The 12,595-nt window shown below is 55.9% G+C and carries 7 protein-coding genes and 1 pseudogene; 3 read left to right on the top strand and 5 right to left on the bottom strand.

Going from position 1 to position 12,595, the window contains the following annotated elements; all coding sequences use genetic code 11:
- Positions 1-58: 58 nt before the first annotated feature.
- The 3 genes and pseudogenes from ACRZ95_RS05665 to ACRZ95_RS05655 all read left to right on the top strand — a co-directional run bounded on the left by ACRZ95_RS05665 (position 59) and on the right by ACRZ95_RS05655 (position 4,655).
- Positions 59-766 (top strand): annotated as a pseudogene (locus tag ACRZ95_RS05665) (IS6 family transposase).
- A gap of 661 nt (positions 767-1,427) precedes the next feature.
- Positions 1,428-3,641 (top strand): hypothetical protein, encoded by a 2,214-nt coding sequence (locus ACRZ95_RS05660; RefSeq protein ID WP_170677341.1) that lies wholly within the window; start codon positions 1,428-1,430, stop codon positions 3,639-3,641.
- Positions 3,642-3,659: 18 nt separating this feature from the next.
- Positions 3,660-4,655, top strand: a complete 996-nt coding sequence (locus tag ACRZ95_RS05655; RefSeq protein ID WP_170677342.1) for a hypothetical protein — start codon at positions 3,660-3,662, stop codon at positions 4,653-4,655.
- 29 nt (positions 4,656-4,684) lie between these two features.
- On the opposite strand, the gene ACRZ95_RS05650 is transcribed toward ACRZ95_RS05655, so the two are convergent.
- The 5 genes from ACRZ95_RS05650 to ACRZ95_RS05630 all read right to left on the bottom strand — a co-directional run bounded on the left by ACRZ95_RS05650 (position 4,685) and on the right by ACRZ95_RS05630 (position 12,576).
- Positions 4,685-6,145 carry a hypothetical protein gene (locus tag ACRZ95_RS05650; protein WP_170677344.1) on the bottom strand — a complete coding sequence of 487 codons (1,461 nt, stop codon included), beginning with the start codon at positions 6,143-6,145 and terminating at the stop codon, positions 4,685-4,687.
- A 5-nt stretch (positions 6,146-6,150) separates the two neighbouring features.
- Complete coding sequence (locus ACRZ95_RS05645; protein WP_170677346.1) at positions 6,151-7,194, bottom strand: caspase family protein; 1,044 nt, start codon at positions 7,192-7,194, stop codon at positions 6,151-6,153.
- A gap of 12 nt (positions 7,195-7,206) precedes the next feature.
- A complete protein-coding gene (locus ACRZ95_RS05640) occupies positions 7,207-9,456 on the bottom strand; it encodes a GDSL-type esterase/lipase family protein (RefSeq protein WP_170677348.1) in 2,250 nt (749 codons plus the stop codon).
- 10 nt (positions 9,457-9,466) lie between these two features.
- Positions 9,467-11,272, bottom strand: a complete 1,806-nt coding sequence (locus tag ACRZ95_RS05635; RefSeq protein WP_170677350.1) for a peroxidase family protein — start codon at positions 11,270-11,272, stop codon at positions 9,467-9,469.
- 284 nt (positions 11,273-11,556) lie between these two features.
- Positions 11,557-12,576: a hypothetical protein gene (locus ACRZ95_RS05630; protein WP_170677352.1), complete on the bottom strand. Its 1,020-nt coding sequence runs from the start codon at positions 12,574-12,576 to the stop codon at positions 11,557-11,559.
- Positions 12,577-12,595: the final 19 nt, after the last annotated feature.

Genomic DNA, 12,595 nt, shown 5'->3' with positions numbered 1-12,595 from the left:
AGGTCTTGTCAGAAGAACTTTGCTTGAGCAGTGCAGGGCGGTTGCATAGCATTTAGGAATGACTAAACCGGCCTCCTTCAAGTACTTCCAAACCAGCCCCGAGATCATCCGCCTGGCGGTGATGCTGTACATCCGTTTCCCGCTCTCGTTTCGGAGTATTTAGGACTTGTTGCACGAGCGAGGCATCGACGTGAGTCATGAAGCTGTCCGGTATTGGTGGAACAGGTTTGGCCCAATGTTTGCTGCTGGGATCAGACAGAAGCTTTTTCAGCAGCTACGCGCACTATCCAAATGGAAGTGGCACGTAGACGAGGTTTTCGTGAAGGTGAATGGCAAGCGGCACTATCTTTGGCGGGCTGTTGATCATGAATGCGAGGTGCTGGAAGCTGTTGTTACCAAACACCGAAACAAGGCTGCAGCACTGAAATTCCTCAAGAAGTTTGTGAAGCGATACGGTAAAGCGAAAACCGTCGTCACGGATCGCTTCGCGTCATACCAGGCCGCGCTCAGAGAGCTTGGTGCTACGGAAAAACAACAGACGGGCAGGTGGCTCAACAACCGAGTCGAGAATTCACACCTCCCGTTTCGACGGCATGAACGCGCCATACAACGGTTCAGGCGCATGCCAAGTTTGTAGAAGTTCGCCTCCGTCCATTCCTGGGTCTACAATCACTTCAACCAGGAAAGATCGCTCACCCGCCGGGACACCTTCAAGCCGACACGCACTGCCGCTCTTGCCGAGTGGCGTCAAATTTGTTCCGGATAGGTTCGCGGTTTCCGCGGCACACTGAGACTGGTTCGAGTTTGTCGGACAGCAACCAATTGAGATCATCTATGAGGCTCGGCGGTTAGTCAGCCGTAGTTAAGCGGGTGATTAGGGCAGCGCCTGCAAGTTTGTCGGTGCAGCTGTTGCTTCGGCAAACCACGTTTGTTTGGCGGTCTCCGGACCGTCGCGGCGCGTTAAAAACTTGACTAAATCGGCAGTTTGAGAGAACCTAAGACCGTTAAAGTAAACGCATTTGGTTTACAAAATAAGGATTGTGACATGTACCATGCAGTCAAGTCCCAGAGCATCCGGAAGCTCCTTGTTGTTGAGGGCCCGTCGCTGATAATTTCGGTTGCCATCGCAAACACGTTTTACAAGTTTGGTTCTTTTCTTCTGGAACTTCTGGCCTTTCTTCCGACCTGGTTTGTGGTGAGCTTCTTGATCTCACAATTGCTGACACGGTTGCAGCCAGAGAACAGATCCTAAGCCTGCGCGGGGCCGCGAAGAATATATAGTATCAAAGACTTTGGGGTTGACCGGTCAGCAAGCCGGGAAACCAGTAGAGATATTGAAACGACCGCTGTTTGTTTTTCGTCGACAGCAAGGCAAGCCCTAGTTTCGGGCGCTTGAACATTTGTACTGAACAAAAGAGGGGAGCGTGATGAATTGGATACCACAAGGACCGCGACCCGCTACGGATGGCCAGTCTGAAGCTGTTGCCGACAACGAAATCGTAGGGGCCGTAAATGCCGTGGCTCCACATCCGGCTGACAGCGACATCCTCTATATTGGTGCCGTGAACGGAGGCGTATGGCGTACACGGAACGCGCTGGACGCACAGCCAGACTGGGTTAGTCTGATGCCAAACGAAGACTCTCTTTCGATCGGAGCCCTTTGTCTGGATCGCAACGATCCGACAGTGCAGACACTCGTCGCCGGCACCGGGCGCTTCAGTAGCATGCGCCGTGTCGGCGGGGCGTTGTTGGGCGTTATGCTGTCTGAAGATGATGGTGCCAGCTGGAGCATTCTGGACAATGGCGGGCTGTTTCGCGCCCTACATATCAGGGCAATTCACGCCGCCGGAGATGTGATTATTCTTGCGGGAAACGGTGGGCGGGCTTCTTTGGCGGATGGAGTTTACCGTTCGGATGACAAGGGTCAGAGCTTCACTCATCTGTCGCCCGCCTCTCTGCAAACAGGTCCGTCATTCGCGGTCGCGGCATCTCCGGTTGATGCGGATTTGGTCTATGTGCACGCTGGCAGGGCGATCTTTGTGACATCTGACGGTGGCGTGTCGTGGGCAAAAATCAGTTCCAGCGTCATGGAGTCGTTCCTATTCAGTCCAACCAGTGTGCGCATAGCACCTGGGCCAGGCGATACGGTCTTTGTTGCGATTGCGGTGAATGGCCGGCTTGCAGCATTGTTCCACTCGGCTGACCGGGGAGCTAACTGGTCCAATCTGGATCTACCTACGACAACCGAAGGCGGCGGCAATACCTTTGGCCTGCATCCGGGCGGACAGGCAGGTATCCACTTTTCGATGGCAGCTGACCTGCAGGATGCCAACATTGTGTATATCGGAGGTGACCGGCAACCTTCGTTTGATGAGAACGCACCACCGGGGCTTGCCTTGCCGCAGTTTCCCAACTCGATTGGCGCACAAACCTTTTCGGGCCGTCTGTTCCGTGTCGATGCGAGCCAGCCGACCGGAGCACAAGCCAGCCCGATCACGCATCAGAACACCAATGCAAACAGCGCGCCGCATGCGGATTCCCGAACCATGGCCATAGCGAGCAACGGCGATCTGATCGAAGGCGATGACGGTGGTGTTTACCGCCGCACAGATCCGCATTCGAACCTTGGTGACTGGGTAACGATGATAGGGTCGCTGCAGAACACGGAATTTCATTCCGCCGCCTGGGATCCGGCGACACAGGTCGCGTTGGGCGGCGCACAGGACAACGGAACGCTGCGCCAACCCGGTTCTGGAACCGAAAGATGGCCGACTGTGATGGGTGGAGATGGCGGTGTCGTGGCAATTGCACCTGACACCACGAACGGCGGATCGGTCCGCTATTTCAGTTTTCAGTTTTTGGGAAATGCGCATAGGCAGTTCTTTGATGCAAACGGGGTTTCGCTGGGGTTCCAGCGGCTTCAGCTGTTTGAGGTTGGAACGACGATGTCGCTTTCGCCTCAGTTCTATTCTCCGATCCAAACGAACCCGGGCGACCCTTTGCGTCTGGTCATTTGCGGAGCTAATGCCGTTTGGGAATCTTTTGACCGGGGTGATACTTTGCGTCTGGTCGGGCCGATCGGAGTTCAGGCGAATGCGGCGGCGTCAGTGGCTTATGGAGGTATAAACGACGCGGATGTGCTGTATGTCGGCGCAGGTTTGGATGTCTTCGTCCGGACCGGTCCTGCGCCAGCACAACTGCAGCAAACGACCAGGTTCAGTAACGGAGAGGACGTGACCGCTGTGGCATTGGACGCAGGCACGCCAACCACTGCATTCGCGACTCTGTTCAACAGCGTTCATCAGACAGTCGATTCGGGCCAGACTTGGGTGGACATAACCGACAACCTGCTGGCCGCCGGCGGTCGTACCATTCGATCGGTTGTCTGGTGCGGAAACTTTGGAAATGGCCATCTGGTCGTGGGGACTAATGCAGGCATCTATGCTGCCGAGGCTCCGAATTTAACCGGGTGGTTTCGTTTGGCGGCCGATTTGCCTGCGGTGCCGGTCATGCAACTGCAATATGATGACGCCAATCAAGTGCTGCTTGCCGCGACACTTGGTAGAGGGGCTTGGACCCTCGATCTGTCGCAACCGCTGATCGCCCTGAACCCCGCGGCCAACACCGTGCAACCCAGCTGAGAGGAGGCGAAGAGGATTATGACTACAAGCATCGAACTCAGCTCTGGCATTGTCATCGATACCGAGGGCGGACGGGCCTATGTCATGGCCCCCCAAGGCGGCGTGACAGCAATATCACTGCAGGACGGGGCCAAAATCTGGCATTCCGAAAACGCAGATAAGCCGTTGCTGTTGAAAGAGAACCTTCTTCTCAGCCAGGCATTGCCGAAAGATACGGGCAACGGTGTCGCGATCCGCATGTTGCGGATCGATGACAAAGGGGCCGTGCAAAGCGAAAGCACGGTGCCACTGCCTGCCGGCGTACAATCAAGTCTCGCCGCGACGACCGACCGCGGTTTCAGCGTTTCGGCAGAGCCCATGGACGGCGAAGCCGTATTGCGCTGGGAATACCGTGAGCGGCCCCTGCGCGGGCTTGCGAGCGGCCATGACGAAATGCTGCCCGACGAAATTCTGCCCGGAATGGGTCCTCCGACCGGAGCGCTGGGAGCATTTCCAGGCGCAACCCCTGCCGAGGCGCAAGATGAAGAGACTGTAATCCGGGGGCAGGTCCGGTTGTCGCCGCAGGACGGAACAGTGCGCCCGATGGTCGAACCGACCGTCGAACGTGCGCTTCCCACCGTACCTCAGTTTTCGATCCGCCGTCCTGGTGCGGCTGGACAGCCAGCGGAAGAAAGCACAGCACCCAACCCTCTGCAGTTCCAGTCTGCTGACGGAATGACCTGGTTGGAAAGCGCACCTTTGGAAGGCGAAGGTATCTGGACAGTTTATCGCTGGAACCTGCACAACACTGGCCGCACCGAAGTTCTTGGGTCGGTTGACCTACCGGTTAGTTTTTCACCCTTTGTCGTATCCGATGGCAAGCTGTTTGTTGAACTGCAGCCATACGCACGTTTGCAGGATGGCGAACTTTCGGAAGAACCGATGCAATTGCGTGCATACGATCTTGAGACCGGAGAAAGGCTGTGGTCGGCTGAAATCAGGGATATCTACGCAGTTCCGGCTCCGCCGCCCTAAATCGGTTTTCTAGAACAGTTGAATGCTCGTTACCTGAGGATCAGATCGATGACCGAGCGCGGAGCTTCAAATAGCGAAACGCATTCGCGCACGAACGCTTCGCGCGCCGAGGCGTCGGCGCGGCCGCTCCTCAAACCGGCCGCTGCTTCGTCATAGCGCTCACGTTCTTCGGCGGCTTCAAGAATCGCGCGGGTCAATTCGATCTCGCGCTGCATGATCCGATCACCACCATATTGTGGGATGCGCCATGCGAAGAAGGGTTGCGTCCGTGAACGTAGGGCTGTGCGGCGCCAAAGACTTGGCGGTATCAGGTTCGGATGTTCGACGGAGCTCGCCAGAAGCTTCAACCAACTGTGTGACAGCATTGGCGGAAATTTTATCGTGTTCATTCCTCTGCCCAGACCGCGCAGAGCGACAATGTCTGGGTGCTGGTCGCCGAAAATACGTGCGATGTTTTCGACAACTTCGCGATACAGACTGTCGTTATAGTCAACCGGGCGCGGTATGCTGGCGGCCGAACTCTTTTCTTTGAGAAGTAACAACAGATGGGCCCCATACAGGCCGAGCATCGGGTTTTCAAACTTTCCGCCCACGTATCGCAGCAATTCGTTTGTCGCCGTCGACCTTTCATCCGCCAGCGCGAGCCGTGCCGCATCCGTCAGTCGGGCCATTTCGTCACCCATAAACATCCGGTCGCGAGAGAGGTGAATCGAAATATCCACAAGTCGTTTATTTACGTTCGTAACGGTGCCTTCGATATTTTCGATCGGCGGCTCATAAAGGGCGAATACATGGGTGCGCCAGCCGGGCAGGATGGTAATCATCTGCTCGATTTTGCTTTCGCCATCGGACAAAGACAGGGAATACATACCGGGTGCCGCGTTCAAAGATGCACCGGAATATCGGTCCGATGACAAATCACCCGAGAACCAAGTCGCTTCGGGTGCTATTCGGGGTCCTGCATGGGTGGGACCCGTTTGGTCGCCCTCTTCTGTGGACAGGTCCAGAGGCAGTAGGCCCCGGCCACCACCGGTACGTAGGCTTGCCCCTTCAGCCGGATTGTCCAGATTCATTGGCCCAAAATCGCTCCAAGGTGTCCACCAACGGGCCATGAAGACAAAAGATCCGCTGTGGACAGGCGCGCGCCGCCGACCCAAAGACAGGGCAATGGCAGGGGCTGCGTCAACAATGCCCTGTTCCGGCGGCGCAGCCTGTTCGGCTGCATACATATGAGTTTCGTGTGTCCGGTTCGTGCTGGCCAATGGGGCCGCAGATCCAAATTCGATCTTTGGTACGTCGAGAATGGTATCCTCACGCAGAACAATGACTCGTTGCCATTCACTCCTGCCTGAAACTGCGCGCACCTTGTAAATGCCGGCCAGCAGATCCTGATCCAGCCGTCGGGCCCCGCGTCCGCGCAAGGCGAAATCCGCAGCAATCACGAAGATTTCGGTGGTTTCATCTGCAGCGCGTACACTCAGTTTGGGCATTGCTCTTACTCTGCTCTCTGCAAATCAATCTCGGTTTCTGCGCCGGTAAATTCAAATGCGCGTTCCCACCCGGTGCCGTCGGAAAGCACGTACAAACCCGGTGAAAGATCCAGAGTGATGCTATCTTCAATGGCATCTATCTGCGCCTCTTCTTTAAGTTTGGCATTTTCCAGAATCAGTGTTTTGCCGACCACCGGGCCGGGCAGTAAGATCTGGACGAATTTCTGAAAAGGCGGGGCGTTTTTGACCAGTATGACCGAGTCAAACGGACCAAAATCGGGCTCTGTCGAAACCAGAGGGTGCTGACGTTGATCGTCTGTCATCAGTTTTTGCATCGTTGCAATCAGATAGTCGCGCAGGCTTTCACTGGTGATAACCCGGTTGCCCTGCCCGTCGTCCACCGCTGCAGCACCGTCCAGCGCCATCTTCAAAGCATAGGAAAAAGCACCGTGGTCCTTGCCGTTTTCCATTTTGCGTTCAACAGCGCGTCCTGCAAAACGCGCCGCATAAATCCCTAATGCCTGGATATTGTGGCTGGCCCGGTCTACCTCACGCCGCCAATGTATCGGCGCCGGCGAGGCTAGCCGCCCTTGATCCATACACGCGTCATAAAACAGGATGCATTCCTTGAACCGGGCGGCATCCATGAACCAGTGAAAATAGTCGGTGACAAACAAGTTGGTGAGGTTGTCCGGCGTCGCGTCGGCGAGGTAGAGCCCGCCTTCGGTCCGTCGTCTGCCATATCCATGACCGCTAACATAAATATACAGCCTTTCTTTCGCGGGCGCTTCCTTGGCGACCTTTATCAGGTCGTCAAGCTTATTGGTAAGGTCCGCCAGAGCGGGGCCAATTGGACCAGCGGCCGGGAAATCGTCTGATGTTACGTCAAAGATGTGAGCATCCGGTATCCCCTGAGATTTCAGCCACTGGATAAATGTTGTGGCATCATTGACGGGGCCTTTGAGATCCCGCGAACCCGAAGAAGCATTGCCTCCAAAACTGGGATAACGCTTGATCGCAATTACCAGAGCCATGGCATTTTGCGGCATCTTCCGTTGGCCTCAGATTGACGGATAGGCACGTCGGATCAGTTCGCGATCTGACGGGCTGAAGTCCGAATTGAACCCGGTTTCAAAGTCCCCAATCGTCCATTTATTTGGTATTGGGTACATCATGATTGAATGCGGGTCGATTTCTGTCAGGGTCAGGATAGTTGGATCGTAGTGATCCAGAACGTTGCGCCGGATCGTGGCCTCGTCCCAGAAATTCGGTGCGCCGGACAGTTCCTGCAAAACAACCGCTTCGTTCCATTCAATACCGCCATCGGGGTTTTGATGCTCGTGGATCAGCCCAAGGGCATGACCGAATTCATGCAACACCACCTCGCGAATTTCTTCCTCGTTGGACTGATCTGTCAACCAGCCGAAATTCATAGTGGGTTTTGTCTGATCAGGCTCTGAAAAGCACTCGGTCCCCACCAGCGACCACGAGCCTGCGCCCTGAATGAACGAAATCCTGATATCCGCGTCGCCGTCAGTGACGAATTCGAATGTCAGTGCGGCCATATCGCCAGCAACCCAAAGCTGAGCGTAATGTTCAACCCGGGCTTTCAGGTGATCCGTCCCTTCAAGGAACCGCACTTTGATCTTTGAGTTAAAGGGCCATTTCGCGCTGTTCAGCAAGGCCGCTCTTGATCCTTCTAACGTTTCAACTTCGCTTGGATCCACGTTTTTCATAAAGGCCGCGCAGAACCGGTCTGGGTTGGCTTTTACAGTCTGGATACCGTGCTGAGCGACGTTGAGGCTGGCTTGCGCCGTACCTCCGCCATTCAGTTTCTCGCCCCACAGCGTGCAAGTTTCTTCCCAACTGGGTGCCAAGAAGCGACGCACGATGATTGCCGCGACCGGGGCTGCGACAAAGGCTGTCAGGCCCAAGGGGCCGCTAGCAAGCAGGCCCGCAATCGCCGCGGCCAGCGCGCCTTGTCCGATGTTGAAGGCATCCCGCAGGGCTTTGCGGTCTTCCTTGTCGGCATCGTCGGTTCCACACAGCAGACTGTGTAACTCTCGGTGTGCCCGCCCGAGGATTCTGGCACCCAGTTGGCGAAGCGCTGGGTACCCGCCGGCTAGGCTGGATTCAGGTACATTTTCGACGTCGTGCTGCATAGCCATTGCCGCACCCGCAGGTACGGCCCGTTCCAGCGACGCACGGCGTCCGATCTCGGACAACAAGATAGTGTCATCGAAATGGTAGGCGAGCGAAAGAACTGTATCGCCGAGAGCGTTTTCCTCGGGTGCGGGACGTCGCAGTGTGCCCATCGCGCCAAGTGCCTGTGCGGGTTGCGCGTCAGAGGTTACCCGTTTGATGACTGTCTGGAATTTCTGAGCCACTTTGCCGAATGATTTGGAATCGGGATGAAGCTCATCTTCCCAACCAGTATCGGCTACGGTGCCGCGGCAATCCACAATGTGGAGCTTCCCGGCCAGACCCGGTTCTTTGGCGAGGCTGAACAAAGCTGCGGCCCAACGGTCGATCAGGATTCGCACAATTTCGCGTTGCAGGCCTTTGTCAGTGATGCCGCGTGAGTTAAGCGGGCGGCCAAGCCAACGACCGTTATCGGGGATGGCGTGATCATAGGTATGTGTCACGATCGGTGTACCGGGCGCGGCTGCGGCTACGTGGTTTGTGATGTTGCGCATATGCTGTTTCACGTCGGCCAGAATGCGGTCGAACATGTCCGTTATGTGACCCTCAGCATCCAGACCGGGAGTAAAGGGGCGAACAATGGCGGCTAGGTTGCCGCCGCCGACGAGATCATTGCCACCACCGCTAAGAAGCACGACATGCGGGCGCTCCGCCAACACCGCCGTGACCAACTCGTTTTGTGCAGAAATATCGTCCAACTTATCTCCTGCTGCGCCAAGGCTCAGAATGGCGTGTTTTCGAGATAGATGGTCGATGACGTCCTGCAACAGGAAAGGGTATTGAAACCAGCTGTCGCCCTCGGACACGATTTTCAGCCTGTTCCAACCAGCTGCAATTTTTGCCTGGTAGGCTTGGCGTCTGCGTGCTCGGGAAACGTCATTCAACCCTCCGAGAGCCAATGCACCCTGCAAAGCGCTGTTCAGGCCGCTACCGCTGGGCGGGGGCTGAATCAACGCAGGGTTTACCCGCACGACCGGGGCGAATGGCCGACTGGCTGATGGATCGAGCACCATATAGGCCGCCAGATCTTCCTCTGAAACGGAAGGATCAAACAACTTTCGGCGCAGTTCGTCTGTTTGAATAGGGTCGGGCAGGGCGTTGTCGACCATAGGGCTCTCCTTACATCCAGAGTGCGGCGCGGATCATCGCGGGGATATCATCCACGACGATGCCGTCCGGTTTGGCGCCGTCCTGTGGATGCCAACGCCCTTTGTCGGACCCGGGTTGATGCCAGTAAGATGAAGGATCACATAGGGTCAGACCAACCAGCGTTTCGGCGACAATGCGGCTGCCCAGTTGTCCCAGATGGGTTCCGTCAGCCTGAACCTCGGCCTCGCGAAGGACATAGAACCAAAGCGGAGTTTCGTTTTCGAAACCTCCGTCCGAAACGGCCTGCCCGGTATCGCCCGAAGTCAGCTCTGCGGTGGTCAGCGCGGTGATGCCGCCATAGCTGTCGGTGTTGAATTCCACGATACAGGCCTGAGCTGAAGGTAGGTTCAACCGATGGCCGCGACGAAGATTTCGGCGGGCAAGGTGCTTGAAGACACCGGATGGTTCGTTGCGCATATCGGCAAGTGGCGGTGCCAACTGGGTGTCGATCTTGCGCGCAAAGTGGTCGGGCTCGCTCGGGTTGTCGAGTGTAAACCGATCCCACTCGATGATCCAGTTCGTTGGTAGCGTGGGGTTATTGCCAAGCCCTCCGCCTCCGGTAAAGGCGAATAGCAGATCGAAGCCCGCTTGCGGCAATATTGGCGATGGTCCGCGGCCAAAGAACCGGTTGTGGTCATACGCGCCCCTCACCATCGAGTGGCCAAAGCGGAAGGCAGCAACAGAAAACTCGAATGGCAATGGAAGGTTTTCCGCAGGCAGAGAGCCTCCACTGGCTGTTTTCACTCGCTCGAAGAAAGCCGCATAACTTGCTGCACCGTTTGCGATGACTTCAGCCACCATGGCGGGGTCGCATACCTTGTTCAGGTAGATGTTCATCACAAGCCACTGATAATGCCAGCGCGTCAGCTTCTTGGCTTCTTCGAATACGGCCTCTTCTCCGGTGGGGGCACCCGCCTGTCCCCTAAGCCAGACGACAACGCGGTTATGGAACCGCAGGAACGCGGCGTGGAGTTGGGCAACCAGAAGATTCTCATCGTTGCGTGCGTCTCCGATAACTGCTGCGCGCCGGTTGATCACGCCATTCGAGGCAAACGCGTTTTCGATTGGAGTTCCCAGAATATCGCTTTCATGCAAAGTTCCTTGATCCAATAAGGTGCCGAGCCGAAGCAGGTCGCAGGCGTCATCCGCAGGCAGCGGGGGACGACCACCAACGTCAGTGGGTACGTCGAGACGCATCATAGCTGGAAATCCGGGCGACCGCATGGCGTCTTTCAGTTTGACTGCGGCAGGTCCATTGTCTGGTCCGTCACCATAAAGGCTGTCCAGTCCCAGCGATCCTTTTCGAAGGTTCAGCAGGGACGCCGTCACGGTACTTCTGGGCAATGGGTCCAGGGTTCCTCCGGCGGGTGGTTCGATTACTGACTGATCCCCCGAGGGATCCATGTTAGCCGTTATATCATGATCGATAAACTGGCCGAGGTAGGTGAATACAGGGGGAATATGGCTGTCTGCATGAGGTGGATCATTGTCGGCTTCGACCATCGCATCCGCCAACGCGTCCAGCTTTCCAATCGTCGTATCGTCAGTCGAAATTTCGGGCGCGTCGGGGAAGAAGTAACCAAAAGGTCCGCCCGGCGTTGAACCATCCTGCGGCATGGCCATAGCCCCGGCAGGAGCCGCGACCGGCGAGTTTGCCGTAGCCTGGGCATAGGATACGGCATCGGTGCGCACCGACGGCGCCAGACCTGCCATAGCCCCGGGGGCGGCTTGTGTGGATAGGATAATCTTTTGACCGTGACCGAGCGTGAAAAGCATTTCAGGATACCTCGCTTAGCGGCGAAGCCATCCGATTGCTTAAGAGATTTCATCTCAAAATAGAAATTGGTGTTTGTGACGAAACTAGTTAAACCGAACGACTTCCTTATATGAAAACAGACCGAACTAGGTTCTCTCGGTCCGAGTAAATACTAGCAGAAAATCGGTACAACTGAAAGTTGACCATGAAAAATAGGCAGTTTCCCGCCTCAAAACAGTTGGTTGCAGTTTGGTGGACTGTTCACAAATTTTGGCGCCAAGTCAAATGGTTGCGCATGGCGCAATCAAACTGCCAACGGTGTTATGCCCCCGGCAAATGAAGCCAGAATCGGAGCGACAAGTGCAAATCCGGCACGCAGGATTTCGCCCGTACCTTCCTTAAGCCCATGAGTGGCTTTCCAACCGGCGATATCAAAGGTTTCTTCGGTTCGCGAGCGCCCGCGGGCCCGCAGGGCAAGTCTTTTTACGCGGCTGTCCAGAACCAAAGCAACCGGAAGATAGAAGCTGAGCAGCAACAGGCAAAAATAGGTTCCGGTAAACAATGCAGACGCTTTGACCAGCGACCCGTAGGCGGCCTTTCCGCTGTCCTCTATAAGGGGCATGGGCCAGTACATCCAGCTTGAAGCAAAAAACATGCCGAAAGTCAGAATGAGGCTGGACAGGTACAATTGCTGCCGCATCTGATGCATGTTGGCGGCCAGTTCTTCGGCTCTCTCTTCGATATCAGGGCTGTCTCTGGAGGCCAGACATAGGATCATACCGGCAATCAGTGCCCCAACGGAAAGACCAGCAAGTGCATTGACGATGTCCAAAACCCGGTTGAACATTGAAAATACAGGGCTTTCACCGCAAGTGCCCAACAGCCAGGTGTCATTCGCGTTCATGCAACCGGGTAGCGAACCATTGGCCAAGGTCGTTTCAAAAACCGTTTTGCCGACCTGATAGTAAATCCGGGGCGCGGTGGATGTTGTAAACTGCTGGATTGTTGGCGTCAGTGCCAACAAAAAGACAGCCAAAGTCGTTACTATGGCGGCCACCCTGGTTTGCTGTTCCATCGGTCGCGCCAAACTGCGGGCCAGCACGGCAACGGCGAGAACGGCAAGCGCCGCAAAGAACCAAGATGCTGCAAGAAATCTGAGCCGGCCTACCGCTTCAAGCCATGTGTTCTGATCGCTCAGGATCTTAAGCGGGATATCCAGCTCCGATGCGATCATGTGATCTTGGATCAGCTTGTGAACACCGAATATCAGAACTGGAAGCAAAACAATCGAAAAATATCGCGGTTTCACCCGGCGGTTAGACATGTTCAACCTCATGAATTGC

Source organism: Ruegeria sp. AI3, from assembly GCF_056541245.1.
The sequence above is the reverse complement of the archived record's forward strand: the minus strand, read 5'-3'. Positions and strand labels throughout refer to the sequence as shown.

Bases quoted from the DNA above. Each gene is read 5' to 3' on its own strand.
- ACRZ95_RS05660 (WP_170677341.1), top strand. From the start codon at position 1,428: ATGAATTGGATACCACAAGGACCGCGACCCGCTACGGATGGCCAGTCT.
- ACRZ95_RS05655 (WP_170677342.1), top strand. From the start codon at position 3,660: ATGACTACAAGCATCGAACTCAGCTCTGGCATTGTCATCGATACCGAG.
- ACRZ95_RS05650 (WP_170677344.1), bottom strand. From the start codon at position 6,145: ATGCCCAAACTGAGTGTACGCGCTGCAGATGAAACCACCGAAATCTTC.
- ACRZ95_RS05645 (WP_170677346.1), bottom strand. From the start codon at position 7,194: ATGCCGCAAAATGCCATGGCTCTGGTAATTGCGATCAAGCGTTATCCC.
- ACRZ95_RS05640 (WP_170677348.1), bottom strand. From the start codon at position 9,456: ATGGTCGACAACGCCCTGCCCGACCCTATTCAAACAGACGAACTGCGC.
- ACRZ95_RS05635 (WP_170677350.1), bottom strand. From the start codon at position 11,272: ATGCTTTTCACGCTCGGTCACGGTCAAAAGATTATCCTATCCACACAA.
- ACRZ95_RS05630 (WP_170677352.1), bottom strand. From the start codon at position 12,576: ATGTCTAACCGCCGGGTGAAACCGCGATATTTTTCGATTGTTTTGCTT.